The organism is Cupriavidus cauae (assembly GCF_026210475.1).
Classification (GTDB): Bacteria; Pseudomonadota; Gammaproteobacteria; order Burkholderiales; family Burkholderiaceae; genus Cupriavidus; species Cupriavidus cauae.
The window spans coordinates 2175572-2202000 of record NZ_CP080293.1; the positions used below are offsets into that span (position 1 = coordinate 2175572).

Sequence of the window (26429 nt, forward strand, 5' to 3'; positions counted from 1 at the left end):
GCCAGGCCAGCCACCCACGAAAGCGGCCGTTGCTGGCGCACGCATTCCACAGGAGACGATCCATGTCAGCCGTACCAGAGCAGATCCTCGGCGCAGCCGGCGCCAACGACGCCGACCCGCAGGAAACCCAAGAATGGCTGGAGGCCCTGCAGGGCGTGATCGGCGCGGAAGGTAGCGAGCGCGCGGCCTTCCTGATCGACAAGCAGATCGAATATGCCCGCGTCAATGGCGTCACCCAGCCGTTCCACGCGGAAACCCCGTACATCAACACGATCCCGGTCGAGCAGCAGGCGCGCATCCCGGGCGACCAGGACATCGAGCACCGCATCCGTTCGTACTCGCGCTGGAACGCGATGGCGATGGTGCTGCGGGCCAACAAGCACACCAACGTCGGCGGCCACATCTCGTCGTACGCGTCGGCGGCCACGCTGTACGACGTCGGCTACAACCACTTCTGGCATGCGCCGTCGGACAAGCACGGCGGCGACCTGGTCTTCGTGCAGGGCCACTCGGCTCCGGGCGTCTATTCGCGCGCCTTCCTGCTGGGCCGGCTGACCGCCGAGCAGCTCGACAACTTCCGCCAGGAAGTCGACGGCAAGGGCATCTCGTCGTACCCGCACCCGTGGCTGATGCCGGACTTCTGGCAGTTCCCGACCGTGTCGATGGGCCTGGGCCCGATCATGGCGATCTACCAGGCCCGCTTCATGAAGTACCTGCAGAGCCGCGGCCTGGTCAACACCGAGGGCCGCAAGGTCTGGGCCTTCCTCGGCGACGGCGAGACCGACGAGCCGGAATCGCTGGGCGCGATCGGCATGGCCGGCCGCGAGCAGCTGGACAACCTGGTCTTCGTCATCAACTGCAACCTGCAGCGCCTGGATGGTCCGGTGCGCGGCAACGGCAAGATCATCCAGGAACTGGAGTCGGAATTCCGCGGCGCCGGCTGGAACGTGATCAAGGTCGTCTGGGGCAGCCGCTGGGATTCGCTGCTGGCGCGCGATACCAAGGGCCTGCTGATGAAGCGCATGATGGAGTGCGTCGACGGCGAGTACCAGACCTTCAAGGCCAAGGACGGCGCCTACGTGCGCGAGCACTTCTTCAACACGCCCGAGCTCAAGGCGATGGTGGCCGACTGGTCCGATGACGACATCTGGCGCCTGAACCGCGGCGGCCACGATCCGCACAAGATCTACGCCGCCTACAAGGCCGCCACCGAGCACAAGGGCCAGCCGACGCTGATCCTGGCCAAGACCATCAAGGGCTATGGCATGGGCGATGCCGGCCAGGCGATGAACATCACGCACCAGCAGAAGAAGATGCCGGTCGAGGCGATCCGCCGCTTCCGCGACCAGTTCAATCTGCCGGTGCCGGACGACAAGCTGGAAGAAGTCCCGTACCTGACCTTCGAGGAAGGCTCGAAGGAACTCGAATACATGCGCGCCCGCCGCATGGAGCTCGGCGGCTATCTGCCGACGCGCCGCCAGAAGGCCGATCCGCTGCCGGTGCCCGACCTGTCGGCCTTCTCGGCGCTGCTCAAGGCCACCGGCGAGGGCCGCGAGGTCTCGACCACGATGGCGTTCGTGCGGATCCTGAACACGCTGCTCAAGGACAAGCAGATCGGCAAGCATGTGGTGCCCATCGTTCCGGACGAGTCGCGCACCTTCGGCATGGAAGGCCTGTTCCGCCAGATCGGCATCTGGAACCAGCAGGGCCAGAAGTACGTGCCGGAAGACCATGACCAGCTGATGTTCTACAAGGAATCGCAGACTGGCCAGGTGCTGCAGGAAGGCATCAACGAAGCCGGCGCGATGTGCGACTGGATCGCGGCCGCCACGTCGTACTCGACGCACGGCGTGCAGATGATCCCGTTCTACATCTACTACTCGATGTTCGGCATCCAGCGGATCGGCGATCTGTGCTGGGCCGCCGCCGACATGCGTTCGCGCGGCTTCCTGCTGGGCGGCACCTCGGGCCGGACCACGCTGAACGGCGAAGGCCTGCAGCACGAGGACGGCCACTCGCACGTGTTCCACGCGGTGATCCCGAACTGCATCTCGTACGACCCGACCTTCCAGTACGAACTGGCGGTGATCATGCAGGACGGCCTGCGCCGCATGTACGCCGAGCAGGAGGACGTGTACTACTACCTGACGGTGATGAACGAGAACTACGAGCATCCGGAAATGCCGGCTGGCGTGGAAAAGGACATCGTCAAGGGCATGTACGCCTTCCGCAAGGGCGCCGAGAACAGCAACGCCCCGCGCGTGCAGCTGCTCGGCTCGGGCACGATCTTCCGCGAGGTGATCGCCGCCGCCGAACTGCTGAAGAAGGACTGGGGCGTCGAGTCGGACCTGTGGAGCTGCCCGAGCTTCACCGAGCTGGCCCGCGAAGGCCAGGCCGCCGAGCGCTGGAACCTGCTGCATCCGACCGAGACGCCGCGCGAATCGCACGTGACCCAGTGCCTGAAGTCGGTGCGCGGTCCGGTGATCGCGTCGACCGACTACGTGCGCGCCTTCGCCGAGCAGATCCGCCCGTTCGTGCCGCGCCGCTACGTGGTGCTGGGCACCGACGGCTTCGGCCGCTCGGATACCCGCGAGAAGCTGCGCCACTTCTTCGAGGTGGACCGCCACTGGGTCACGCTGGCCGCCCTGAAGGCGCTTGCCGACGAGGGTGCGATCCCGCGCGACAAGGTCGCCGAGGCCATCAAGAAGTACAACCTCGACCCGAACAAGCCGAACCCGATGACGGTCTGATCCGGCTGTCACTCCCGCGAACCCCCGGGCACGGCAACGCCGCGCCCGGGTCGCCCGGGCCTTGCCTGGGCGTTGTCCAGTAAATGGCCGGGGCGCCGCGGCGTGACAAGGCACGTGCGTCAAAGTAATCTCGACGCTCTTGTTGCTTGTTGTCACGCGCGCCGTCCTGTCCAGGAGACACTGAATGAGTCAAGCGATTGAAATCAAGGTGCCGGATATCGGCGACTACGACGCCGTTCCCGTCATCGAAGTCCACGTGAAGCCGGGCGACACGATCAACGCCGAGGATGCGCTGGTCACGCTGGAATCGGACAAGGCGACGATGGACGTGCCCTCGCCGCAGGGCGGCACGGTCAAGGAAGTCAAGGTCAAGGTCGGCGACAACGTGGCCGAAGGCTCGGTGCTGGTGATGCTTGAACCCGCGGGCGCCGCTGCTCCTGCGCCGGCTCCCGCTCCGGCCGCCGCGGCTCCGGCCCCGGCGCCTGCCGCTGCAGCGACCCCGGCACCGGCTCCCGCCGCTGCGCCGGCTTCCGCGCCGGCCGCTGCCGGTGGCGGCACCGTCGAGGTCAAGGTACCCGACATCGGCGACTACGACGGCGTGCCCGTCATCGAGGTCCACGTGAAGCCCGGCGACAGCGTCAATGCCGAGGATTCGCTGATCACGCTCGAATCGGACAAGGCAACCATGGACGTGCCGTCGCCGTCGGCCGGCGTGGTCAAGGAAGTCAAGGTCAAGGTCGGCGACAACGTGTCCGAAGGCACGCTGATCGTGATTCTGGAAGGCGCCGGTGGCGGCGCTGCTGCCGCGGCCTCGCCCGCTGCTGCCCCGGCGCCCGCCGCGGCGCCCGCTCCCGCGGCGGCCGCTACCCCCGCACCGGCCGCGGCGCCCGCTCCCGCGGCGGCCGCTACCCCCGCACCGGCCGCTGCGCCGGCTCCTGCCGCCGCCGCTCCGGCCCCGGCCGCTGCGCAGGCCGCGCCGGCAGGCGTCAGCGGCAAGGCCGCGCACGCCAGCCCGTCGGTGCGCAAGTACGCGCGCGAGCTGGGCGTCGACGTGTCGCGCGTGCCCGGCTCCGGTCCCAAGGGCCGCATCACCCATGAGGACGTGCAGCGCTACGTCAAGGGCGTGATGACCGGCCAGGCCGCGGCCCCGGCGCAAGCGGCCGCCGCGGGCGCCGGTGGCGGCGAGCTCGGCCTGCTGCCGTGGCCGAAGGTCGATTTCACCCGCTACGGCGAGATCGAAAGCAAGCCGCTGTCGCGCATCAAGAAGATTTCCGGCGCGAACCTGCATCGCAACTGGGTGATGATCCCCCACGTCACGAATCACGACGAGGCCGACATCACCGAGCTCGAGGCCTTCCGCGTGCAGCTGAACAAGGAATACGAGAAGCAGGGCGTCAAGGTGACGATGCTGGCCTTCATGATCAAGGCCACGGTCGCCGCGCTGAAGAAGTTCCCGAACTTCAACGCCTCGCTCGACGGCGACAACCTCGTTCTCAAGAAGTACTTCAACATCGGCTTCGCCGCCGATACGCCGAACGGCCTGGTCGTGCCGGTGATCAAGGACGCCGACAAGAAGGGCGTGATCGAGATCGCGCAGGAAATGGCGGAACTGGCCAAGCTCGCGCGCGACGGCAAGCTCAAGCCCGACCAGATGCAGGGCGGCTGCTTCTCGATCTCGTCGCTCGGCGGCCTCGGCGGTACCTACTTCACGCCGATCATCAATGCGCCCGAAGTGGCCATCATGGGCGTCTGCAAGTCGTATCAGAAGCCGGTCTGGGACGGCAAGCAGTTCGTGCCGCGCCTGACGCTGCCGCTGTCGCTGTCGTGGGACCACCGCGTGATCGACGGCGCCGAGGCGGCCCGCTTCAATACCTACTTCGGTCAGCTGCTGGCCGATTTCCGCCGCATTCTGCTGTAAGCGGCCCGGCCACAGGAGCAAAGCATGAGTGTGATCGAAGTCAAGGTGCCGGACATCGGCGATTTCGACGCGGTAGAGGTGATCGAGGTCCTTGTCAAGCCGGGCGACACGATCGAGCAGGAGCAGTCGCTGATCGTGCTGGAGTCGGACAAGGCCAGCATGGACGTGCCGTCGTCGGCGGCCGGCAAGGTCGTCGAGGTCAAGGTCAAGGTCGGCGACAAGGTGGCCAAGGACACGGTGATCTGCACGGTCGAGGCGCAGGCCGCGGCGCCTGCACCGGCATCGGCATCGGCATCGGCTCCCGCGGCTGCCAGCCCGGCCCCCGCGCCGGCTCCGGCCGCATCGCCGGCTCCCGCACCCGCATCGGCACCGGCGCCGGCCGCGGTAACGCATGCCGGCGGCGCCGACATCCAGTGCGAGATGCTGGTGCTGGGCGCCGGCCCCGGCGGCTATTCGGCGGCGTTCCGCAGCGCCGACCTCGGCATGAATACCGTGCTGGTCGAGCGCTATGCCAGCCTCGGCGGGGTTTGCCTGAATGTCGGCTGCATCCCGTCGAAGGCGCTGCTGCATAACGCCGCGATCATCGACGAGGCCAAGGCGCTGGCCGCGCACGGCATCGTGTTCGGCGACGCGAAGATCGACCTGGACGGCCTGCGCGAGTACAAGGAATCGGTGGTCGGCAAGCTGACCGGCGGCCTGGCCGGCATGGCCAAGGCGCGCAAGGTGCAGGTCGTGCGCGGCGTCGGTACCTTCCTCGACCCGCATCATCTCGAGGTCGAGGAAACCAGCGGCGACGGCAAGGACACCACCGGCAAGAAGACGGTGATCCGCTTCGACAAGGCCATCATCGCGGCCGGCAGCCAGGCGGTGAAACTGCCGTTCATCCCGGAAGATCCGCGCATCGTCGACTCGACCGGCGCGCTGGAACTGCGCGAGATTCCCAAGCGCATGCTGGTGATCGGCGGCGGCATCATCGGGCTGGAAATGGCCACGGTCTACAGCACGCTGGGCGCCGGCATCGACGTCGTCGAAATGCTCGACGGCCTGATGCAGGGTGCGGACCGCGATCTGGTCAAGGTCTGGGAGAAGATGAACAAGCATCGCTTCGACAAGGTGATGCTCAAGACCAGGACCGTCGGCGTCGAAGCGAAGCCGGACGGCATCTACGTCAAGTTCGAGGGCGAGCAGGCCCCGGCGGAAGCGCAGCGCTACGACCTGGTGCTGGTGTCGGTGGGCCGCGCGCCCAACGGCAAGCGGATCGGCGCGGAGAAGGCCGGCGTCGCGGTGACCGACCGCGGCTTCATCGAGGTCGACAGCCAGATGCGCACCAACGTGCCGCACATCTTCGCGATCGGCGACATCGTCGGCCAACCGATGCTGGCCCACAAGGCCGTGCACGAGGCGCACGTTGCCGCGGAAGCCGCGCACGGCGAGAAGGCCTACTTCGATGCCAGGCAGATTCCGTCGGTGGCCTATACCGATCCGGAAGTGGCCTGGGCCGGCCTGACCGAGGAACAGTGCAAGGCGCAGGGCATCAAGTACGGCAAGGGCGTATTCCCGTGGGCCGCTTCGGGCCGCGCGATCGCCAACGGCCGCGACGAGGGCTTCACCAAGCTGCTGTTCGACGAGGAAACCCACCGCATCATCGGCGGCGGCATCGTTGGCACACACGCGGGCGACCTGATCGGCGAAGTGTGCCTGGCGATCGAAATGGGCGCCGACGCGGTGGATATCGGCAAGACCATCCACCCGCACCCGACGCTCGGTGAGTCGATCGGCATGGCGGCGGAGATCTATGAGGGCGTCTGCACGGACGTCCCGCCGCCGCGCAAGCGCTGAACGGCTGGTTGTAGCAGCACAGACAGGGCCCGCCGGGATGGCGGGCCTTGTTCTATTTGATAACGCAATTAACCGCCAGAATTACCGGAAGGCCATCGATGGGCTGCGCCCCGAGCTGGCAGGGCGGTCGGCCACCAGAGCACCAGAGCACCAGAGCACCAGAGCACCAGAGCACCAGAGCACCAGAGCACCAGAGCACCAGAGCACCAGAGCACCAGAGCACCACGCCACCACGAAAATTCCGGCCCCGTCAGACCGGCGAGCCGGCCATAGTGCCGAAGCCAATAAAAAAGCCCGGCACGAATGCCGGGCTTCGGAGGTCAGCGTGGACGCCTGGTGCCCCGCGAGGGAACACCAGCCAGCGCGATCAGGCTGCGGTGGTCTTCTTGCCAGCGGTGCGGGCGGTGGCGCTCGCCTGCTGGGCGGCCTTGGTGGCGGCGGTGGCGGCCGCCTGGAAATTGCTTTCGGCGATTTCCACGGCTTGCTTGGTGGCCTTCTGGACCGACTCGTAGGCGTTGTTGGCGGCCGAGATGGCCGACTTCACGATCGCCACGGTCGATTCCGAACCGGCGGGTGCGTTCTTGGCGAAGTTGTCGACCAGGCTCTGCACATTGCGCGAGCTTTCGGCCAGCTGGGCTTCGGCGACGCGGGTGAATTCCGACTGCGTATCGGCCGCGATTTCATACACGTGGCGGCTGTAGGCCACGGCCTTTTCGGCGACCGGCTGGATCAGCGAAACCTGCAGCGCGACCAGTTCCTGGGCATCGCGGGCGGTCAGCGTGCGCTTGGCGTGCTCGACGTTTTCGGCCAGGGTGGTCTTGACGACTTGCATGTTCAGTTCGACCAGCTTTTCCATGCCTTCGAAGGCCTTGGTGGTCAAACCGAACAGGGTTTCCAGATTGGCCTTGTGGGCGGCGGCAACTTGTTCGGGGGTAAAGGACATGCTGGTCTCCATCAGAATGAAGTCGAGTTCAAGCGAACTCAAAAATAGGTCGCCTAGATGTCAAGGCCGTGAAGTTGCGGTGGCCAGCCCAGGCGCGTGAATGGTTTTGTGCGTTCCGCTCCAGGGGCCGATCGGCCGGTCCGGAAACCGTCTTTCGGGTAATGGTGCGTCGCAACAATTCCGTATTGTATGGACCATGTCTGGTGTGTCAAGCGGTTTTTGTGCATCGCACAACCAGCCTCGGGTAAACCCCCTGGCGGCTTCGCCACATTGCCACCGTTGGGTCACTTGAGGGGCCGCCGGACACGTGACGAACAGGGCGGTGCTACCATCGCGCATTCCGTCATTGCGGGGCAGGCAGCATCCGCGCGCCCACCCGCCGCGCGGGCCCGCCCGTCTCGACCCAACTTGCCGATGTCCCGCCACGCCGCCCCCCGTCTCCGTCCGAGCATCGCGATTCCCGCTTTTGCCGATCCCTTCGTGGTTGCCATACGCATGCAGGGGCGCCCATGAGGCCGGCCGTGGAAACCACCCCGGGCCGCACCGCATCCGCCGGCGCCAACGTGTGGCTGGTGTCGATGCCCTGGCTGTTCGTGCTGATCTGGAGCACGGGCTTTATCGTCGCCAAGTACGGCATGCCGCATGCCGAGCCGATGACCTTCCTGTTCCTGCGCTTTGCCGGCGTGGTGGTGCTGATGGTGCCGTTCGTCGCGCTGGCGCGCGTGCCGCTGCCGCGGCGCGACGGCCGTGTCGACTGGGCCATGATCGGCCGCATTGCGCTGGCGGGGCTGCTGCTGCAGACCGGTTACCTGGGCGGCGTCTGGGCCGCGGTCAAGCTGGGCATGCCGGCCGGCATGGCGGCGTTGATCGTCGGCATGCAGCCGCTGCTGACGGCGCTGATTTCGCTGCGCCTCGGCGAGCGTCTGCGCGGCTGGCAGTGGGCCGGCCTGCTGCTCGGCATCGTCGGCGTGGGGCTGGTGGTGGCCGGCAAGCTGTCGGTCGGCGCGGCGACCCCGTTCAGCGTGCTGCTCGCCGTCGGCGCCTTGCTGTCGATCACCGTCGGCACGCTGTATCAGAAGCATCGCTGCCCGGTGTTCGATCTGCGCATGGGGTCGCTGATCCAGTTCACCGCGGCGGCGCTGGCCTGCCTGCCGTGGATGTTCCTGTTCGAGACGCGCGAGGTCGACTGGAACGCCGAGATGATCGGCGCGCTGGCCTGGTCGATCGTGGCGCTGTCGATCGGCGCGATCTCGCTGCTGTTCGTGCTGATCCGGCGCGGCGCCGCGACCAGCGTATCGAGCCTGATGTACCTGACGCCGCCGACCACCGCCGTGATGGCCTGGCTGCTGTTCGACGAACGCTTTCCGCCGATGGCCGCCGCCGGCATGGCGCTCGCCGCGGCCGGCGTCGCGCTGGTGATGCGCGGCGCGGCGCCGCCGTCCCGCCGCGCTTGAACGGCCGGTCCGCAACCTTCCTTCCGCTTACCGTTACCGCCTGCCATGAAGCCGCAAGCCCAGACCCGCGACTGCTATCGCCACTTCCTGCCGATCACGACGCGCTGGATGGACAACGATGTTTATGGCCACGTCAACAACGTTGTCTACTACAGTTATTTCGACACCGTGGTGAATCGCTACCTGATCGAGCGCGGCGTGCTCGACATCGAGGCAGGGGACACCATCGGACTGGTGATCGAGACGCAGTGCAACTACTTCGCCTCGCTGAGCTTTCCCGAAACGGTGGTCGCGGGTCTGCGCGTCGCGCGGCTCGGCAACAGCAGCGTGCGCTACGAGGTGGGGCTGTTTCGCGAGGGCGATGACAGCGCCGCCGCGCAAGGGCACTTCGTGCATGTCTATGTCGATCGCCAGACGCGCCGCCCGGTGGCCTTGCCAGAGCCGCTGCGCAAGGCGCTGGAGCCGCTGCTGGTGGCGGCCGCGGATCGGTAGGAGCGTGAACGTGAACGCGCGCAGGTGCCGTGCCGGCCTGTCCCTCGCGCCCGGTATCGGGGGCGGGGCAGGGAGCGCGCCGCGCGGCGAATGTTGCGGTGCGGATGTGAACCGGAACCCGGTTTCGCGCGTTGCTGATCCAGATGACGCGGCCGCTCTCCCGCCGACCCCTCAATTTCTCGCCAGATCTGACGTTAGTGAGGCATGCGCGTGCGCAGGGCGGAAGATTGCCGGGCCGGGAGGCCGCGTCATGCAGATTTCCATGTGCTGCAAGCGGCTTATTTTTCGTATTACGGAAATGTCTGTAATGGAAACTTTAAGTCCGCTGTGTAAGTCATTAATCTTGCTAACAAATTCTTTTTTTTCTACACTGGCGCCATTCCCGATGCGCGCCCGAGAATCATGTCCCGGTTCGACCTCCCATTTCTGAGATTTCTCGGCACCCTGCCTCTGCCCACCGTGGCGGCGTCCATGCTGGTGTCGGCGGCGCTGATTGCCGCGCCCATGGCGGAGGCGGCGAGTCAATCGTCCAAATCCGCTAAAAAGACCGAAAAGGTCGTCAAAGTCCAAAAATCTTCGGCTAAATCGTCCGCCAAATCGTCGACCAAGTCGGCCAAGGCGAGCCGCTCGTCGAAGGGTTCGACGGTCGCCAAGACCAGCAGCCGCAAGGTCATCGTCTCCAAGAATGGCAAGCGCAAGGTCATTCTGGTCCAGCGTCAGGCCGCGCCCGTGCGCGCCGCCTACACGCCGCCGTCGCGTCCGTCGCTGGGCGAGGCGCTGGGACTGCGCGATACCGATGATGCGCTGTCGCTGCGCTCCAGCGTCGCGCTGGTGATGGACCAGAACACCAACGAAGTCCTGTTCCAGAAGAACGCGGCCGCGGTGCTGCCGATCGCTTCGATCACCAAGCTGATGACCGCGCTGGTGGTGATGGACGCGCGCCTGCCGATGGATGAGGTGCTGACCATCACCGAGGAAGATCGCGACACCGAGAAGCACAGCAGCTCGCGTCTGCGCTTCGGGACGCAGCTGACCCGGCAGGAGTTGCTGCTGCTGGCGCTGATGTCGTCCGAAAACCGTGCCGCCTCCGCCCTTGGCCGCCACTATCCGGGCGGCCTGCCGGCTTTCGTGCAGGCGATGAACCGCAAGGCGCGCGAGCTGGGCATGAACGACTCCCACTTCGTCGATTCGAGCGGCCTGTCGAGCAGCAATGTCTCGTCGGCGCTGGACCTGGCCCGGCTGGTCAAGGCGGCCTACCGCAATCCGACCATCCGCGCGTTCTCGACGCAGACCGAGCATGAGGTCAACGTGCTCGGCCGCACCCAGCACTACGTCAGCACCAATCGCCTGGTGCGCGGCGGCAACTGGGACATCGGCCTGCAGAAGACCGGCTTCATCTCCGAAGCCGGACGCTGCCTGGTGATGCAGGCGCGTGTCGGCGGCCGCGACGTGGTGATGGTGTTCCTGGATTCGTCCGGCAACCTGACCCGCTTCGCCGACGCCAACCGCGTGCGCGACTGGCTCGAGCATTCGCCGCCGTCGGCGCCGAACCGCTTCCCGAGCACGCCGAACCTGACGCAAGGCCCGGCCAATTCGCCGCACTATGTGCTGACGTCGCAGCAGGCCCGCGGCATCTGAACGGCAGCGCGGGCAAGCCCCTGCTGCAACGAAAGCCCGCAACGAAGCCCGCAACGAAAGACGCGCCCCTCGAGGGCGCGTCGTCGTTTCTGGAGCCCGCCGGCCGCTTGGCCGGCTGCGTGGCCTGGCAGCAGTCAGCCGATCAGAGCAGCTTGCCCGGATTCATGATGCCCGCCGGATCGAGCAGCCGCTTGATGCCGACCATCAGCCGCAGTTCCAGCGGATCCTTGTAGCGGTGGAAATACTCGCGCTTGAGCTGGCCGATGCCATGCTCCGCGCTGATGCTGCCGCCATGGCGCATGACCTCGTCCAGTACCTCGGCCGTGACGGCCTCGCCGTGGGTCGTCGCCCAGTCCTGGGGCGCGCCGGCGGGACGCGACAGGTTGTAGTGCAGATTGCCGTCGCCGAAGTGGCCGAACACGAAGGGGCGGATCGCCGCGTCCAGCTGCTGCAGCCGCGCCGCCATCCGCTCCATGAATACCGGGATCGATTCGATCGGCAAGGAGATGTCGTGCTTCAGGTGCGGGCCGTCGGCGCGCTGCGCTTCGGAGATTTCCTCGCGCAGCTTCCACATCGCCTCGACCTGGCTCAGCGAGGCCGACACCGCGGCGTCCAGGCACAGCCCTTGTTCCAGCGCGTCGCCGATCGTCGCTTCCAGCAACGAGTTGAGCCCCGCCTCGTCGGTGGTGTCGGCCAGTTCGACCAGCACATAGGCGGGATGGCGGTCGGCGAACGGTGCCTGCACGCCCTCGGCATGCGTCAGCACCAGGTCGAGGCAGGGTCCGGTGAAGAATTCGAATGCCTGCAGCCGCGCGCCGCAGCGCGAATACAGCAGCGAAAACAGCTGCAGCGCCTGCTGCGGCGATTCCACCGCGGCCAGCACCACGGCGCGCTGATCGGTGCGCGGCAGCAGCCGCAGCGCCACGGCGGTGATCACGCCCAGCGTGCCTTCGGACCCGATCAGCAGCTGCTTCAGGTCGTAGCCGGTGTTGTCCTTGCGAAGCGTGCGCAGTCCGTGGAAGACCTCGCCGTCGGGCAACACCGCTTCCAGCCCCAGCACCAGCTCGCGCGCCATGCCGTAGCGCACCACGTTGACGCCGCCGGCATTGGTCGCGAGGTTGCCGCCGATCTGGCACGAGTCCTCGGCGGCCAGCGACAGCGGCAGCTGGCGGTCGGCGTCGTGGGCGGCGCGGCGCAGATTGCCGAGGATGCAGCCGGCCTCGGCCACCATCGTGTTGGCGATGGTATCGACCGAGCGGATCGCGTTCATCCGGTCCAGGCTCAGCACCACGTTGGCGGGGCGATCGTCGGGCGTCGCGCCGCCGCACAGGCCGGTATTGCCGCCGCGCGGCACCACCGGCACGCGCCACTGCTGGCACAGCGCCAGGCAGCGCGCGACTTCGTCGGTATTCCGGGGCCGCACCACGGCCTGGGCATCGCCCCGGTAGATCCCGCGCCAGTCGCTCAGCCAGGGCGCAATCGCCTGCGCATCGGTGGTCACCACATCGGGTCCCAGCGCCTCGAGCAGGCGCGGCAGAAAACCGGAGTCTTGCATCTCGTCGTGTGCTGTCTGTCGATATCGGGAAGGGGCGGAGCGCGCGGAATCGCGCTCCGGGGCGTGGCATGAGGGGCGGCGGCACGGGCCGCGGCACGGCCGGCGGCAGGGGCGGCGCGAGGCTGCGCGCCGCTGCATGTCGCTACCCGTCGCTATCCGTCGCTACACGTCACTATCGGCGGTATAGCCCATGCCGCGCGAAATCTGCAACGCCGTTTCCTTCAGGTTCTGCAGCCAGCTGTCCTGCAGCCGATCCGCCGGCGCCGACAGCGACAGGCCCGCCACCAGCCGGCGGGAGTCGTCGTAGATGCCTGCCGCGATGCAGCGCACGCCGAGCTCCAGCTCCTCGTTGTCGCGCGCATAGCCGTTGGTGCGGACCCAGTTCAGTTCGCGCTCCAGCTTGGACAGGTCGGTGATCGAGGTGCGGGTATGGCCCGCCAGGCCGGTGCGCGTGGCGTAGTTGCGCACCCGCGCGACCTCGTCCGCGGCGAGGAACAGCTTGCCGACCGAGGTCAGATGCAGCGGGGCGCGGCCGCCGATGGCGCGCACCACCTGCATGCCTGAGCGCTCGCTGTAGGCGCGTTCGATATAGACGATCTCGTCGCCCTGGCGCACCGACAGGTTGACGGTCTGGCCGGTGACGCGGTGCAGCGCGCGCATCGGCGCCAGCGCCGCCTCGCGGACCGAGAGCCGGGCCTTGACCAGATTGCCGAGCTCCAGCAGGCGCATGCCGAGCCGGTAGCTGCCCGGATCGGAGCGGTCGACGAAGCGGCACGCGACCATGTCGTTGAGGATGCGGTGCGCCGTCGAGGGATGCAGCCCGGTAGCCTGGGAGAGTTCCTTCAGACTGACCGGATCGGCATGCCGCGCGAGCGCATCGAGCAGCGTCATCATGCGTTCGATCACCTGGATCGACGTCTTGCCGGGTTCCTTCTCTGCTTCAGCCATGGGGAAATTGTTGCCATGCGGCATATTAAGCGACTGCCTGATTCTATCTCGCATCGTGAAAATTTCAATACGTGAAATGTCATAGTCGGGCATTCGGCACGTCGAAAGCCCCAAATTGGGGCAGCGGAAGGTCTCTGAAGGGCCCCCGCGGGCGATAAAAAGCGACCGTCGCGGCTCGCCGCAGTGGCGGACCCGCGGCGCAAAAGCGCATAATTGGGGGGTTTTGGGTCTGGAAAAAGGTAAGGAAACCATGCGAGTCGGTCTGTTCGTCACCTGTCTGGTGGACCTGATGCGGCCTGAGATCGGCTTTTCGGTGCTCAAGCTGCTCGAGAAGGCCGGCTACGAGGTCATGGTCCCCGAGGCCCAGACCTGCTGCGGCCAGCCGGCCTACAACTCCGGCGAGCGCGCCGCCTCGCGGGACCTGGCCGAGAAATTCCTGCGCGAGTTCGAGATGTTCGACTACGTGGTGGTGCCGTCGGGCTCCTGCGGCGGCATGATCCTGCATCACTACGGCGACCTGCTGCGCAACGATCCCGAACTGAACGGCCGCTACGAGCGCCTGCGCCCGCGGGTCTACGAACTGACCGATTTCCTGGTCAACGTGGCGCGCGTCGACAAGCTCGACAGCAACTTCTCCGGCCACATCACCTACCACGACTCCTGCTCCGGCCTGCGCGAGCTCGGCGTCAAGCAGCAGCCGCGCGCCTTGCTGGGCAAGCTGCCCGGCGTGCAGCTGACCGAGATGAAGGACTGCGAGGCCTGCTGCGGTTTCGGCGGTACCTTCTCGGTCAAGTACGGCGATATCTCGACCGCGATCGTCGACGAGAAGTGCGCCAATATCGCCGCCAGCGGCGCCGACGCGGTGGTGCTCGGCGACCTCGGCTGCATCCTCAATATCGAAGGCCGCCTGCGCCGGACCGGCGATACGCGCACCCGCGTGCTGCATATCGCCCAGGTCCTGGCCGGCGACGCCTGAACCCCGCATCGACCGCGGATCCACGCGCATCCCGCAAGAGGCCCCCACGCATGCAAGTCCACAGCATGGAATTCAAGGCGCGCGCCGGCCAGAAGCTGGCCGACCAGCGCCTGCAGCAGAATCTGAAGAAGCTGTCGACCAAGTTCGTCACCGCGCGCGCGGCGGCGATCGAGGACATCGACTTCGCCGCCACGCGCGAGGCGCTGAAGGAGCGCCGCGACCGTGCACTGGCCAACCTCGACGTCTGGCTGGCGACCTTCGAGGAGAACGCCACGCGCCGCGGCGCCACGGTACTGTTCGCCGAGACGACCGCCGACGCGGCACGGCTGGTTGGCGAGATCGCGCAGCGCCACGGCGTGCGCAAGGTCATCAAGAGCAAGTCGATGGTGACCGAGGAGATGCGGCTCAACGAGGTGCTCGGCGAGCTGGGCGTGCAGAGCATCGAGACCGATCTGGGCGAATACATCCTGCAGATCAACGACGCCGAGCCGCCATCGCACATCATTGCGCCGGTGGTGCACAAGGACAAGGACGAGATCGCCGATCTGTTCGCCAGGGTCCACCAGAAGCCGCGGCTGACCGAGATCCCCGACATGACCCGCGAAGCCCGCGAGGTGCTGCGCCCGGAGTTCCTGTCGGCCGATATGGGCGTGACCGGCGGCAACTTCCTGATCGCGGAAACCGGCTCGGTGGCGGTGGTGACCAACGAGGGCAACGAGGGCATGTGTACCGTGATGCCGCGCGTCCACGTGGCCGTCACCGGCATCGAGAAGGTGCTGCCGACGCTGGAGGACCTGGCCACCGTGATGCGGCTGCTGCCGCGTTCCGCCACCGGGCAGGCGATCTCGAACTATTTCTCGCTGTTGACCGGCCCGCGCGCGCCCGGCGAGCTGGATGGCCCGGAGCATATGTACTTCGTGCTGGTCGATGGCGGCCGCACCGGCCTGATCGGCGGCGACTTCCAGGAGATGCTGCGCTGCATTCGCTGCGGCGCCTGCATGAACCACTGCCCGGTCTACCAGAAGATCGGCGGCCACGCCTATGGCTGGGTCTATCCGGGTCCGATGGGCAGCGTGCTGACGCCCAGCTATGTGGGCCTGGGCAATGCCATCGACCTGCCGCAGGCGGCCACGCTGTGCGGCGAGTGCAACCGCGTCTGCCCGGCGTCGATCCCGCTGTCTGACCTGCTGCGCAAGCTGCGCGAGAAGCAGATGGAGCGCGGCATGCGGCCCTGGCAGGAGCGCTGGGCGCTGCGCGCCTGGGGCTATGTCGCCAAGCGGCCGGGCCTGTACGCGCTGGCGACGCGGCTCGGGGCAGGCCTGCTGGCGCGCATGGGCCGCAACGACGGACGGATCGGCAAGCTGCCGCTCGGCGGCCGGGGCTGGACCGATACGCGGGACATGCCGGCACCGAGCGGCCGTACCTTCCGCGACCTCTACAAGGAAAGGAGGGCGAAGGCATGAGCGAACCGGCAAAACCATCCCATCGGGGCAATCAGGCCGATCCGAGCCATCACGTGGCGGATCACGCAAGCAATCACGCGAATCAGGCGCCGCTGCGCGCCATGCGCGAAGCTCTGGACCGCCATCGCGCCGGGGCGTTGCCCGCCGAGGCCCTGGTGCGCGCCTGGCGTGAACAGGCCCCGGCACTGACGCTGCCGCCGGTGTTCGGCCAGGCGATGGAGGAACTGCTGCGCCGGCTCGAGATGTCGGCGGTATTCGCGCAGGACAGCTGCTCGTTCTCCAGCACCGCGGTGACGGACCAGCTGGGGCGATGGCTGGCGAAGGCGGCGACCGCCTGAGCCACCCCACCCACATAGCCACGCAGCAGCTACGCAGAAACCCAGGCAGAAACTCAGGCAGAAACCCAAACAAGCAAAAAACCCCGGCCGAGGCCGGGGTTCTTGCATGGCGAAGCAGGCGACGAATCAGCTCAGCAGCAGCGCGTCGTCGTCCAGCTGCTCGTGCCGGCTGCGCTCGAACATGCGCAGCAGGTCCGGCACGTCGAGGCCCTTGCGTTCCTCGCCCGACACGTCGAGCACCACCTGGCCCTGGTGCAGCATCACGGTGCGCTGGCCGTAGTCCAGCGCCTGCCGCATGCTGTGGGTCACCATCATCGTGGTCAGCTTGTTTTCCTCGACGATGCGGGCCGTCAGCTCGAGCACGAAGGCCGCGGTCTTCGGGTCCAGCGCCGCGGTGTGCTCATCCAGCAGCAGGATGCGCGAGGGCTGCAGCGACGCCATCAGCAGGCTGACCGCCTGGCGCTGGCCGCCGGACAGCAGGCCGATGCGGTCGGTCAGCCGGTTTTCCAGCCCCAGGTTCAGCAGCCGCAGCTTCTCGCGGAACAGCTCGCGCGACGAACGGTTCAGCGCAGGGCGGAAGCCCCGGCGCGAACCGCGCGCCATCGCCAGCGCCATGTTTTCCTCGATCGTCAGCGCCTCGCAGGTGCCCGCCATCGGGTCCTGGAACACGCGGGCGACCAGCGGCGCGCGGTCCCAGGCGGGCTTGCGCGTGACGTCGTTGCCGTCGATCGTGATGGAGCCGGCGTCCACCATCTGGTCGCCGCTGATGGCGTTCAGGAAGGTCGACTTGCCGGCGCCGTTCGAGCCGATCACGGCGACGAACTGGCCCGACGGAATCTCCAGGCTCAGTCCGCGCAGCGCGCGCGTCTCGATCGGCGTGCCGGGGTTGAAGGTCAGCTTCAGGTCTTGTGCGCGCAGCATGTCAGCCTCCATTCGCCTTGCGGCCGAACAGCTTCTTGCGCGTGGCCGGCAGCACCAGCGCGACCGTCACCAGCAGCGCGGTGACCAGGTTCAGGTCCTGTGCCTTCAGGCCGATGAAATCGCTGTTCAGCGCCAGCGCGATGAAGAAGCGGTACAGGATCGCGCCAAGCACCACGGCCAGCGTCGTCAGCACCAGCCGGCGGGCCGGCAGGATGGTCTCGCCGATGATCACCGCGGCCAGGCCGATCACGATGGTGCCGATGCCCATCGAGATGTCGGAGCCGCCCTGGGTCTGCGCGAACAGCGCGCCGGCCAGCGCGACCAGCGCGTTCGACAGCGCCATGCCGGCCAGCGTGGCGCGGCCGGTGGCGATGCCCTGCGCGCGCGCCATGCGCGGATTGGCGCCGGTCGCCCGCATCGCCAGCCCGAGTTGCGACGAGAAGAACCAGTCCAGGCCGAGCTTGGCCACGATCACGATGACCACCAGCACCAGCGGGCGCAGCATGAAGTCGGGCAGCCATTCCGGCTGCAGCACCGTGAACATCGTCGGCTCGGTGATCAGCGGCACATTGGGCCTGCCCATGATGCGCAGGTTGATCGAGTACAGCGCGATCATCATCAGGATCGAGGCCAGTAGATCCATGATCTTGAGCCGGACATTGAGCCAGCCGGTGATCAGGCCGGCGATCGCGCCGGCGACGATGGCGAGCGCGGTGGCGAGGAACGGGTCCTGGCCCATGGCGATCAGCGTGGCCGCGACGGCGCCGCCCAGCGGAAAGCTGCCATCGACGGTCAGATCGGGGAAATTGAGGATGCGGAAGGAGATCAGCACCCCGAGGGCGACCAGGCTGAAGATCAGGCCGATCTCCAGCGCGCCCAGAAGGGAGAAGAGGGACATGGTGAATCCTGTTGCGGTATGCGCGCCCGCCGGTGGCCGGGCGTGCTGACTGGCGCGGACGCCGCCGGCGGATCATGCGCCTGGGCGGGCCGCAGGCTGCAACCAGCGGCGTCGGCGCGCGGCCCGGTAGGGCGTGGCGCCGGCCCGGCGCCCGCTGCACGGCATGCCGGCAGCCGGGCGGCGGGTCGTCACTGCGTCATTACTTGATGACCTGCTTGGCTTCCTTGATCAGGTCCTGCGACAGCGTCACGCCTTGCTTCTCGGCCGCCGTCGTGTTGACGAACAGCTCCAGCTTGTCGCTGGTCTCGGACGGGATCGCGCCCGGCTTCTCGCCCTTCAGGATGCGCACGACGATCTTGCCGGTCTGCACGCCCAGGTCGCCGTAGTTGATGCCCAGCGCCGCGATCGCGCCGCGCTTGACGCTGTCGGTATCGGCGGCCACCAGCGGCACCTTCGATTCATTGGCGACCTTGACCAGCGCCTCGTAGGCCGACACCACGTTGTTGTCGGTATTCGTGTAGATCACGTCGACCTTGCCGACCAGGCTCTTGGCGGCCGGACCGATGTCGACGGTACGCGGCGCGGCGGCTTCCTTCAGCGTCAGGCCTTCCTTGGCCAGCAGCGACTTCAGTTCCTTGACGACAACGACCGAGTTGGCCTCGCCCGGGTTGTAGACCATGCCGACCGTCTTGGCCTTGGGCACCACGCGCTTGATCAGCGCGACCTGCTTGTCCAGCGGCAGCTTGTCGGACACGCCGGTCACATTGGTGCCGCTGGCCTGCCAGCCCTTGACCAGTTGCGCCGCGACCGGGTCGGTGACGCCCGAGTAGACGACCGGCACGGTCTTGGTCGAGGCCACCACGGCCTGCGCGGCCGGCGTCGCGATGGCGACGATCGCGTTGGGCTGGTCGCCGACGAACTTGCGGGCGATCTGCGCGGCGGTGCCGGTATTGCCCTGGGCGCTCTGGTATTCCCACTTCAGGTTCTTGTCGGCGTCGTAGCCGGCCGACTTCAGTTCGGCGCGCACGCCGTCGCGGATCGCGTCCAGCGCGGGGTGATCGACGATCGAGAGCACCTTGACGGTCTGCGCGTTCACCGCGCCGCCGTGCAGCAGGGCCAGCGCGACGGCGCCGGCGAGCAAGGTCTTGGTCGAAGTTTTCAGCATGGTCATGGTCGAATCTCCCCTCGAATATTTGGTTGTGGGTTTCGGTTGGGTCGGCCGCCCCTCTGCCTCGGTGGTTCCAGTGGATCGCCGGCTGGCGCGCGTGGTTCGCGCACCGCCAACGGGGGCGGCGTCAAGCCCGCGAGGATACCATTTCCCCGGCCCGCGGTGCCCTGTTGCGGCGCGGTGCGGGACCCCCACCGAGGTCGGGTTTCGCTGCGGATTCATTGCCCTGTTGTTGCCCGTTATTGCGCCCTTGCCGCGCCCTTGCCGCGCCCTCGTTGCGTCCTTGCTGCGCCGTCAATGCGCCGTCAATGCGCCGTCAATGCGCCGTCAATGCGCCGTCAATGCGCCTTCAATGCGCCTTCAATGCGCGGTCATTGCGCGGTCATTGCGCGGTCATTGCGCCGGGTTGTGGATCTCGGCATGGATCCGCTCGATGCCGGCGAGCACCTCTTCCGGCAGCTGCACGCCCCAGGCGTCGATGTTCTCCTGCAGCTGCGCCAGCGTGGTCGCGCCGATGATGGTGCTGTGCGCGAACCAGCGCGAGTAGCACCAGGCCAGCGCCAGCGTGGCCGGCGACAGGCCGTGCGCGCGCGCCAGCTCGACGTAGCGGGCGCTGGCCGCCAGCGTTTCGGGCCGCATGTAGCGCGGGCTCCAGTCCGCGGGGAAGCGCGTCAGCCGGCCAGCCGCCGACGGATCGAAGGTCGGCTGGGAGGCGTTCGCGCGCAGATACTTGCCGGTCAGCTGGCCGAAGGCGAGCGGGCTGTAGATCAGCAGGCTGACGCCGGTGCGGTAGCAGGCCTCGTCCAGGCCCTGCTCGAAGCTGCGATTGACCAGGTTGTAGGGGTTCTGCACGGTGGCGATGCGCGGCAGCCCGTGCAATTCGGCCTGCTTGACGAATTCGGCGATGCCCCACGGCGTTTCGTTCGACACGCCGACATGGCGGATCTTGCCGGCGCGCACCAGCTGGGCCATTGCATCGAGCTGCGCGGCGATGCTGGTGCAGGCGCGCTCGCGCGACGGGTCGAACTGCTTCTGGCCGAAGATCGGCGCGTTGCGGGCCGGCCAGTGGATCTGGTACAGGTCGATGTAGTCGGTCTGCAGGCGCTTGAGCGATTCGTCGACCGCGGCGCGGATGCTCTGCGGCGTCAGGTCGCCGCCGTTGCGGATCCACGGCATGCGCGCCGGGCCGGCGACCTTGGTGGCCAGCACGATGCGGCCGCGCGGCTGGCGCTTGAGCCAGCTGCCGACGATCTGCTCGGTGCGGCCATAGGTCTCGGCGCGCGGCTTGACCGGGTACATCTCGGCGGTGTCGATGAAGTTGATGCCGCGCGACAGCGCATAGTCCAGCTGCTGGTGGCCTTCGGCCTCGGTGTTCTGTTCGCCGAAGGTCATCGTGCCGAGGCAGATGCGCGAGACCTGCAAATCGCTCTGGCCTAGTCGGATCGTTTCCATGCGTGTTCCTCTATATGGGGCGGGAGGAAAGGAAGCGGTGTATCCATCCGAGATCCATCCGACATCCATCCCGCATCAAGCGTTTATCGAGTTGCGCGTCGATCCCGCATCAAGCGCGTATCGAGCGCCTGTCCAGCCCGTATCAAGCGCGCAGCGCGGCCGCGCATTCCTTGACCAGCGCCGGGCCGCGGTAGATCAGCCCGGTGTAGAGCTGCACCAGCTGCGCGCCCGCGTCGATCTTGGCGCGCGCCTGCGCGCCGTCGAAGATGCCGCCGACGCCGATGATCGGCAGCGCGTCGCCGACCACCGCGCGCAGCGCGCGCACCACCGCGGTGGATGCATCGAACACCGGCCGGCCCGACAGGCCGCCGGCTTCCTCGGCATGCGGCAGGCCCTTGACCGCCTCGCGCGAGATCGTCGTGTTGGTGGCGATCACGCCGTCGATCCGGTGGCGCACCAGCGCGTCGCCGATATTGCCGATCTGGTCGGCGTCGAGGTCCGGCGCGATCTTCAGCGCCAGCGGCACGTAGCGGCGATGCTGGTCGGCCAGCCGCTGCTGCGCGGTCTTCAGCGCCGACAGCAGGCCGTCCAGCTCGCTGGCGCCCTGCAGTTGCCGCAGGTTCTTGGTGTTCGGCGACGAGATGTTGACGGTGACGTAGCTCGCGTGCGGATAGACGCGTTCCAGGCAATACAGGTAGTCGTCGACCGCGCGCTCGATCGGCGTATCGGCGTTCTTGCCGATGTTCAGCCCGAGCACGCCGCCCTCGGCCTTCCAGCGCGACGCGTTGACGTTGGCGACGAAGGCGTCGACGCCGCCGTTGTTGAAGCCCATCCGGTTGATCAGCGCCTCGGCCTTCGGCAGCCGGAACATGCGCGGGCGCGGATTGCCGGGCTGCGGGCGCGGCGTCACCGTGCCGACCTCGATAAAGCCGAAGCCGAACGCGGCCAGGCCGTCGATATAGGCGCCGTCCTTGTCCAGGCCCGCCGCGAGTCCGACCGGATTCGGGAAGCGCACGCCCATCACGGTGCGCGGATCGTCTTCGATGCGGTTGCCGAGGCAGCCGGCCAGTCCAAGGCGTTGCGCGCGGCGCAGGTTGTCGAGGGTCAGATGGTGAGCGTCCTCGGCGTCCATCGAGAACAGGGCGGGACGAAACAGGGGATAGAGCGCGTTGAGCACGGCGGAAATCGGCAGGGAGTCGGGGCAGGGAATCGGAGACCGGGCGGCCACGGGCGACCAGGCGGAGAGCGGCGGGGCGGGTCCGGCGATGCACCGCGGGCGGGTGGCGGCGCGGTCAGGGCGATATTGTAACGGCAGCGGCGCTTGGGGCGCCGGGGAGGCCGGCGCGGGGGTAGATACCGTGGTGACGCCGTGAAGCGGTGAAGCGGTGATGCGCGGCCGTGGATCGCGCGGTAGAGCGTGAAGGCGTGATGCGCGTGCCGAGCCGCGCGCTCAGGCGCCCTCGGACTCGAACGGCCGCCACTGGTTGCCTACCAGCACCTGCAGCGGCTGGAAGCGCGCCTTGTAGGCCATCTTGCGGCTGTTGGCGATCCAGTAGCCGAGGTACAGATGCGGCAGGCCCAGTTCGCGGGTCTGCTCGATCTGCCACAGGATGTTGTAGGTGCCGTAGCTGGTCTTGGGCTGCAGCGGATCGTAGAAGGTGTAGACCGACGACAGGCCGTCGTCGAGCACGTCGATCATGCTGACCATGCGCAGCTTGCCGGGCTCGGCGGCGTCGGGCGGATCGCGGAATTCGACCAGCCGCGAATTGACGCGGCTCTGCAGCAGGAACTGCTCGTACTGGTCGCGGCTGTCCTGGTCCATGCCGCCGCCGGCGTGCCGCATCGACTGGTAGCGCAGATACAGCGCGTAGTGTTCCTCGACGTAGGTCAGCGGCGCGACCAGCGCCTGCAGATGGCGGTGGCGCTGCCAGGCGCGGCGCTGGCTGCGATCCGGCTCGAACTGGTCGACCGCGAGCCGGCACGGCGTGCAGGCATGGCAATCGTCGCAATAGGGGCGGTAGGTGAAGACGCCGCTGCGCCGGAAGCCGGCGCGCACCAGGCGGGAATAGACGTCGGCATTGATCAGGTGCGCGGGGGTGGCCACCTGCGAGCGGGCCATGCGGCCTTCGAGATAGCTGCAAGCGTAGGGCGCCGTTGCATAGAACTGCAGCGCGGAAAGGGGCAATTCCTTGAGCTTGCTCATGATCGGATGCTGCCGTCGGGTGCTGCCGCGGTCGGAGCGCGGGGCGCTAGCGCTCGGCCTGGCGCGCCCGTGTCCACCATTCGAGCACCGTCTTGTCGAACCGCCACGGCACGATCTGCGGCTGCGCGGTCGCCGTGCGCAGATGCGCGACGAACTCGCTGCGCGGAATCGGCCGCGCGCCCAGCGAGGCGAGGTGCTCGGTTTCCTGCTGGCAGTCTATCATCGTCACCCCGTGGCCGGCGAGGAAGCCGCACAGCGCCGCCAGCGCGATTTTCGAGGCGTCGGTGCGGCGCGCGAACATCGACTCGCCGTAGAACATGCGGCCCAGCGCCACGCCGTACAGCCCGCCGACGCGCTCGCCGCGATACCAGGTCTCGACCGAATGGGCCATGCCGCGCGCGTGCAGCGCGCCGTAGGCCTCGACGATCTCCGGCGTGATCCACGTGCCGTGCTGCCCCGCGCGCGGGGTCTCGGCGCAGGCGCGCATCACCGATTCGAAATCGTCGTCCACGCGGATCTGCCAGTCGTCCTCGCGCAGCACGCGCTTGAGCGTCTTGCGCAGGCTCAGCGAGACCCGCAGCGCGGTGGGATCGAGCACCATGCGCGGATCGGTGCTCCACCACAGCACCGGCTGGCCCTGCGCGTACCAGGGAAAGATGCCGTGGCGGTAGGCCAGCAGCAGGCGCTGCGGGGTCAGATCGCGGCTCACGGCCAGCAGGCCGGGGGCTTCGGAGTCGGGGCCCAGCGCGGCATCGACCGGGGGAAACGGATCGTGCGGGTCGAGCCAGGCGATCATGCGCGAGAGGAGGCGAGGGCGCGGGCGAGGGCGCGGTGGAAGGCGCGGTTGAACGGGGCGGGGAGCGCGATCGTCACGGAGGTGGCGCGGTGGCAGCGTGGATGTTGGCTCTGCATGCGGCGCTGAGGGGGGCTCGGAAGGCGGCCCGGAAGGCGGCCCGCGCGTTCAGGGCTCCACCGTCGCGCGCGCCGCCAGCGGGCGCATCGGCTTGTCGATATCGAGCGTATGCAGCCGGAAGCTGCCATCCGCGATACGTCCGGCCGCGCGGTCGGCGAAGAAGCAGCGCAGGGTGTGGATCACGGTGGGGAAGGCCAACTCGTCCCAGGGTACGTCCGCCTCGTCGACCAGCTTGACCTCGAGGCTTTCCTCGCCCGGCGCGATATCGAGGTCTTCCAGCCTGGCCAGATAGAACAGATGGACCTGATGCACGTGCGGCACGTTCAGCATCGAGAACAGCTCGCCGATCTGCACGCGCGCGCCGGCTTCCTCCAGCGTTTCGCGGGCGGCGGCCTGGGCGGTGGTCTCGCCGATCTCCATGAAGCCGGCCGGCAGCGTCCAGAAGCCGTAGCGCGGCTCGATCGCGCGCTTGCACAGCAGGATCTTGTCTTCCCAGACCGGAACCGTGCCGACCACATTGCGCGGATTGACGTAATGGATGGTGCCGCATTGATCGCAGAGATGGCGCGGCCGGTTGTCGCCATCGGGGATGCGCAGCACGACCGCATGGCCGCAGTTCGAGCAGAATTTCATGGATTCGGTCCGGGAGGAATGGGCGCAGTTTATCACCGGCCCTGAGGCGGCACGACCGTGGAGCCGCGACCCTGGCGCGCGCTCGAATGAGCGGCAGCGAACTGCGGAAAGCACGCAGAAACAAAAAAGTGCCGGTGTCAAGTCTTTCGCGCAAATCACGCAGGGCTTGAAACCGTATATGGGGCAGTAGGTTAGCTCTTTTCGGGGCCGCTTTGCAGAACCGCGGCTTCGTCGGCTAGGAGCCACATAAGAGCGTCGGGAGAGAAAGCCGCATCGCACTGTGTCGTGCTGGATTGCCGAGGAACGGCGGGCCTGTCGCGTCATCATAGCCCAAGAGGCTTGGCGGCCTCCAGAATGAAGAACGCGCAGCTGAGGGCTGCGCGTTCGATGGATGCCGTTGGAATGCGATGCCATCATGTAGGCTTTGATGGCGCGCTCCGGGTCGTCGTGCCCTTCCTGAATCCCCGATCCCCCGCCATGAACGCCTCCAGCATGTGCGGGATCAACTTCTCTGCATCGACTGCTTCGCCATATGCCTGCGCGTGCAGCGCGGCGTAGCGGTCGAGGTCGGCTTTCAGGCTGGCCGGGCAGGCAAAGGTCAGCTTGACGTTCTCGGTCTTGGGCAGCGGCCCGAGCCGCAGCTTCTTGGTCGCGCTCATTGCGAAGCTCCCCGATTGAAGAACAGCGGCTGGTAGGGCCGCAGCACTAGATCCCGGTTGACGATGATCCGCACCGGCAGGCCCGGCCGCTCGGTCAGCGTCGGCTGGATGTTCATGTTGCGCCGGGTGATCTCCTGGCCGACCTGATTGATGCCGTCCTGGGCGCTGTCGCGCCCGGCGATGACGATGCGGTTGCCGTCCTGGCGGTTCTCCGGCGCGGCCAGCTCGGCTCCGACGCCCAGCAGCGTCGTCAGCACCGCGCCCGCGACGATGCGATTCCAATGCCAATCCACGTCATCCTCTAGACCGGAATAGCCGGCTGGATCGGTGCCGACAAGGTTGTCGAGCGTCAGCGAGGACGTGTCGGGCAGGATGATCCGGTTCCACACCACCTGCACGCGGCTCTGCCCGTAGCTGACCTGGCTGTTGTAGCGCCCGAGGATGCGCGACCCCTGCGGGATCAGCAGGTACTTGCCTGTAGCCGTGTCATAGACCGGCTCCGTCACCGTGGCGATCACGTCGCCCGGCAAGTCCGACTTGATGCCCGTCACCAGCGCGCCCGCGATCACGGTTCCAGCCATCACCTGATAGGGCGACGCCGGCAGCGCCAGATTGCCGGAATTGCGGGTTTCCGTAGAACCGGCTTTCAGGAACGCCTCCTTCTGGTCTTGCCGGTTCTGCACGGCGGTCGGGTCGCCAGGCTGCGCCGCCGTCGAGGCCGACCCGGCTGCGAGCGGGTCGAAGGCCGCGAGCGCGCTTGCACCACCAGGCGCACCCGGCGTCGCCTGCGCCACCGCGGCGGTGGGGCCTTGGCCGCCCGAACGGAAGAACACCGACGAAGCCGCAGCGGCTTCTTCCTCCTTGCGCAAGGCATCGTTGGGATGGTGGCCGGGGGCCGCGTAAGCGGCCACGGCCGGCTGCTGCGAGTTCACGATGGCCGGGCCAAGATCGCCCGGCAGCGGCGGCCCCAACTCGGGCACCTTCGGCTGCAGCTTCGAGTAGTCGGCCGGCAGGCCGTCCAGCCCTTCGGACTTCGAGACGCGATCGACGTTGTAAAGCTCGGGCTGCTCGCCCGCGCTGCGCCGCTGCGGTTGCAACGACCAGATCGTGGCTCCGAGCACGGCGACCGACAGGCCGCCGACGAGGATGGCCAGCGTGCGCCGGTTCAGGCGCGTGACCGGGCGCGGCTGGGCGCGCAGCGCCAACGCCTCGGGCGCGACCTTGCCCGCTTGCGGCCTGGCGAGGTCGGGGGTGTCGTCCTGGATCAT

General features: G+C 67.6%; 22 protein-coding genes. 9 read left to right on the forward strand and 13 right to left on the reverse strand.

What is annotated here, in order from left to right:
• Window positions 1-62 precede the first annotated feature (62 nt).
• From aceE to lpdA, 3 genes are all read left to right on the forward strand, one after another.
• Window positions 63-2750 (forward strand): pyruvate dehydrogenase (acetyl-transferring), homodimeric type, encoded by a 2688-nt coding sequence (gene aceE / locus KZ686_RS09775; protein ID WP_149318912.1) that lies wholly within the window; start codon window positions 63-65, stop codon window positions 2748-2750.
• Between the two features lie 184 nt (window positions 2751-2934).
• Complete coding sequence (aceF, locus tag KZ686_RS09780; RefSeq protein WP_265632315.1) at window positions 2935-4668, forward strand: dihydrolipoyllysine-residue acetyltransferase; 1734 nt, start codon at window positions 2935-2937, stop codon at window positions 4666-4668.
• A gap of 24 nt (window positions 4669-4692) precedes the next feature.
• Window positions 4693-6507 carry a dihydrolipoyl dehydrogenase gene (gene lpdA / locus KZ686_RS09785; protein WP_265632316.1) on the forward strand — a complete coding sequence of 605 codons (1815 nt, stop codon included), beginning with the start codon at window positions 4693-4695 and terminating at the stop codon, window positions 6505-6507.
• Between the two features lie 367 nt (window positions 6508-6874).
• Here lpdA and KZ686_RS09790 read toward each other — a convergent pair whose 3' ends face one another.
• Window positions 6875-7450, reverse strand: coding sequence for a phasin family protein (locus KZ686_RS09790; protein ID WP_149318958.1), 576 nt, complete (start codon window positions 7448-7450; stop codon window positions 6875-6877).
• A 578-nt stretch (window positions 7451-8028) separates the two neighbouring features.
• Here KZ686_RS09790 and KZ686_RS09795 point away from each other — a divergent pair.
• From KZ686_RS09795 to pbpG, 3 genes are all read left to right on the forward strand, one after another.
• Entirely contained in the window at window positions 8029-8904 is an 876-nt protein-coding gene (locus KZ686_RS09795; RefSeq protein WP_370639521.1) for a DMT family transporter, read from the forward strand.
• A 45-nt stretch (window positions 8905-8949) separates the two neighbouring features.
• Window positions 8950-9396 carry an acyl-CoA thioesterase gene (locus KZ686_RS09800; protein WP_265632318.1) on the forward strand — a complete coding sequence of 149 codons (447 nt, stop codon included), beginning with the start codon at window positions 8950-8952 and terminating at the stop codon, window positions 9394-9396.
• A 402-nt stretch (window positions 9397-9798) separates the two neighbouring features.
• Window positions 9799-11034, forward strand: a complete 1236-nt coding sequence (pbpG, locus tag KZ686_RS09805; RefSeq protein WP_150083100.1) for a D-alanyl-D-alanine endopeptidase — start codon at window positions 9799-9801, stop codon at window positions 11032-11034.
• A 142-nt stretch (window positions 11035-11176) separates the two neighbouring features.
• On the opposite strand, the gene KZ686_RS09810 is transcribed toward pbpG, so the two are convergent.
• Both KZ686_RS09810 and KZ686_RS09815 read right to left on the reverse strand, forming a co-directional pair.
• The gene (locus KZ686_RS09810; RefSeq protein ID WP_265632319.1) at window positions 11177-12589 is read right to left on the reverse strand and encodes an FAD-binding oxidoreductase; all 1413 of its coding nucleotides are present in this window, start codon (window positions 12587-12589) and stop codon (window positions 11177-11179) included.
• A gap of 162 nt (window positions 12590-12751) precedes the next feature.
• On the reverse strand, window positions 12752-13537 hold the full coding sequence (locus tag KZ686_RS09815) for an IclR family transcriptional regulator (RefSeq protein WP_006578410.1): 786 nt from the start codon (window positions 13535-13537) through the stop codon (window positions 12752-12754).
• A gap of 250 nt (window positions 13538-13787) precedes the next feature.
• On the opposite strand from KZ686_RS09815, the gene KZ686_RS09820 reads away from it, so the two are divergent.
• From KZ686_RS09820 to KZ686_RS09830, 3 genes are all read left to right on the forward strand, one after another.
• On the forward strand, window positions 13788-14513 hold the full coding sequence (locus tag KZ686_RS09820) for a (Fe-S)-binding protein (protein ID WP_150083096.1): 726 nt from the start codon (window positions 13788-13790) through the stop codon (window positions 14511-14513).
• Between the two features lie 50 nt (window positions 14514-14563).
• Window positions 14564-15976: a LutB/LldF family L-lactate oxidation iron-sulfur protein gene (locus tag KZ686_RS09825; protein WP_265632320.1), complete on the forward strand. Its 1413-nt coding sequence runs from the start codon at window positions 14564-14566 to the stop codon at window positions 15974-15976.
• Between the two features lie 101 nt (window positions 15977-16077).
• A complete protein-coding gene (locus KZ686_RS09830) occupies window positions 16078-16314 on the forward strand; it encodes a hypothetical protein (protein ID WP_226107047.1) in 237 nt (78 codons plus the stop codon).
• 126 nt (window positions 16315-16440) lie between these two features.
• Here the strand turns inward: KZ686_RS09830 and KZ686_RS09835 are convergent, their stop codons facing one another.
• From KZ686_RS09835 to KZ686_RS09880, 10 genes are all read right to left on the reverse strand, one after another.
• On the reverse strand, window positions 16441-17235 hold the full coding sequence (locus tag KZ686_RS09835) for an ABC transporter ATP-binding protein (protein WP_149318903.1): 795 nt from the start codon (window positions 17233-17235) through the stop codon (window positions 16441-16443).
• A gap of 1 nt (window position 17236) precedes the next feature.
• The gene (locus tag KZ686_RS09840) at window positions 17237-18133 is read right to left on the reverse strand and encodes an ABC transporter permease (protein WP_053821985.1); all 897 of its coding nucleotides are present in this window, start codon (window positions 18131-18133) and stop codon (window positions 17237-17239) included.
• A gap of 199 nt (window positions 18134-18332) precedes the next feature.
• Window positions 18333-19304 carry an ABC transporter substrate-binding protein gene (locus tag KZ686_RS09845; RefSeq protein ID WP_149318902.1) on the reverse strand — a complete coding sequence of 324 codons (972 nt, stop codon included), beginning with the start codon at window positions 19302-19304 and terminating at the stop codon, window positions 18333-18335.
• Between the two features lie 390 nt (window positions 19305-19694).
• Window positions 19695-20753 carry an aldo/keto reductase gene (locus KZ686_RS09850; RefSeq protein WP_265632321.1) on the reverse strand — a complete coding sequence of 353 codons (1059 nt, stop codon included), beginning with the start codon at window positions 20751-20753 and terminating at the stop codon, window positions 19695-19697.
• Between the two features lie 142 nt (window positions 20754-20895).
• The gene (locus KZ686_RS09855; RefSeq protein ID WP_150083090.1) at window positions 20896-21930 is read right to left on the reverse strand and encodes a quinone-dependent dihydroorotate dehydrogenase; all 1035 of its coding nucleotides are present in this window, start codon (window positions 21928-21930) and stop codon (window positions 20896-20898) included.
• A 273-nt stretch (window positions 21931-22203) separates the two neighbouring features.
• The gene (locus KZ686_RS09860; protein WP_149318899.1) at window positions 22204-22956 is read right to left on the reverse strand and encodes an arginyltransferase; all 753 of its coding nucleotides are present in this window, start codon (window positions 22954-22956) and stop codon (window positions 22204-22206) included.
• Between the two features lie 46 nt (window positions 22957-23002).
• Window positions 23003-23752, reverse strand: a complete 750-nt coding sequence (aat, locus tag KZ686_RS09865; protein ID WP_265632322.1) for a leucyl/phenylalanyl-tRNA--protein transferase — start codon at window positions 23750-23752, stop codon at window positions 23003-23005.
• A 165-nt stretch (window positions 23753-23917) separates the two neighbouring features.
• Window positions 23918-24502 carry an NUDIX hydrolase gene (locus tag KZ686_RS09870; RefSeq protein WP_053821981.1) on the reverse strand — a complete coding sequence of 195 codons (585 nt, stop codon included), beginning with the start codon at window positions 24500-24502 and terminating at the stop codon, window positions 23918-23920.
• 413 nt (window positions 24503-24915) lie between these two features.
• Window positions 24916-25161: a DUF2274 domain-containing protein gene (locus KZ686_RS09875; RefSeq protein ID WP_011516115.1), complete on the reverse strand. Its 246-nt coding sequence runs from the start codon at window positions 25159-25161 to the stop codon at window positions 24916-24918.
• Window positions 25158-26429: a TrbI/VirB10 family protein gene (locus tag KZ686_RS09880; RefSeq protein ID WP_011516114.1), complete on the reverse strand. Its 1272-nt coding sequence runs from the start codon at window positions 26427-26429 to the stop codon at window positions 25158-25160. Before KZ686_RS09880 ends, KZ686_RS09875 begins: the two co-directional genes overlap by 4 nt.

Coding starts and splice junctions, on each gene's coding strand:
- KZ686_RS09840 (WP_053821985.1), bottom strand. CDS start 18,133: ATGTCCCTCTTCTCCCTTCTGGGCGCGCTGGAGATCGGCCTGATCTTC.
- aceE (WP_149318912.1), top strand. CDS start 63: ATGTCAGCCGTACCAGAGCAGATCCTCGGCGCAGCCGGCGCCAACGAC.
- KZ686_RS09860 (WP_149318899.1), bottom strand. CDS start 22,956: ATGAGCAAGCTCAAGGAATTGCCCCTTTCCGCGCTGCAGTTCTATGCA.
- KZ686_RS09870 (WP_053821981.1), bottom strand. CDS start 24,502: ATGAAATTCTGCTCGAACTGCGGCCATGCGGTCGTGCTGCGCATCCCC.
- KZ686_RS09790 (WP_149318958.1), bottom strand. CDS start 7,450: ATGTCCTTTACCCCCGAACAAGTTGCCGCCGCCCACAAGGCCAATCTG.
- KZ686_RS09800 (WP_265632318.1), top strand. CDS start 8,950: ATGAAGCCGCAAGCCCAGACCCGCGACTGCTATCGCCACTTCCTGCCG.
- KZ686_RS09825 (WP_265632320.1), top strand. CDS start 14,564: ATGCAAGTCCACAGCATGGAATTCAAGGCGCGCGCCGGCCAGAAGCTG.
- KZ686_RS09875 (WP_011516115.1), bottom strand. CDS start 25,161: ATGAGCGCGACCAAGAAGCTGCGGCTCGGGCCGCTGCCCAAGACCGAG.
- KZ686_RS09810 (WP_265632319.1), bottom strand. CDS start 12,589: ATGCAAGACTCCGGTTTTCTGCCGCGCCTGCTCGAGGCGCTGGGACCC.
- KZ686_RS09880 (WP_011516114.1), bottom strand. CDS start 26,429: ATGATCCAGGACGACACCCCCGACCTCGCCAGGCCGCAAGCGGGCAAG.
- KZ686_RS09815 (WP_006578410.1), bottom strand. CDS start 13,537: ATGGCTGAAGCAGAGAAGGAACCCGGCAAGACGTCGATCCAGGTGATC.
- KZ686_RS09845 (WP_149318902.1), bottom strand. CDS start 19,304: ATGACCATGCTGAAAACTTCGACCAAGACCTTGCTCGCCGGCGCCGTC.
- aceF (WP_265632315.1), top strand. CDS start 2,935: ATGAGTCAAGCGATTGAAATCAAGGTGCCGGATATCGGCGACTACGAC.
- KZ686_RS09830 (WP_226107047.1), top strand. CDS start 16,078: ATGCGCGAAGCTCTGGACCGCCATCGCGCCGGGGCGTTGCCCGCCGAG.
- KZ686_RS09835 (WP_149318903.1), bottom strand. CDS start 17,235: ATGCTGCGCGCACAAGACCTGAAGCTGACCTTCAACCCCGGCACGCCG.
- KZ686_RS09795 (WP_370639521.1), top strand. CDS start 8,029: ATGCCCTGGCTGTTCGTGCTGATCTGGAGCACGGGCTTTATCGTCGCC.
- KZ686_RS09850 (WP_265632321.1), bottom strand. CDS start 20,753: ATGGAAACGATCCGACTAGGCCAGAGCGATTTGCAGGTCTCGCGCATC.
- aat (WP_265632322.1), bottom strand. CDS start 23,752: ATGATCGCCTGGCTCGACCCGCACGATCCGTTTCCCCCGGTCGATGCC.
- KZ686_RS09820 (WP_150083096.1), top strand. CDS start 13,788: ATGCGAGTCGGTCTGTTCGTCACCTGTCTGGTGGACCTGATGCGGCCT.
- lpdA (WP_265632316.1), top strand. CDS start 4,693: ATGAGTGTGATCGAAGTCAAGGTGCCGGACATCGGCGATTTCGACGCG.
- pbpG (WP_150083100.1), top strand. CDS start 9,799: ATGTCCCGGTTCGACCTCCCATTTCTGAGATTTCTCGGCACCCTGCCT.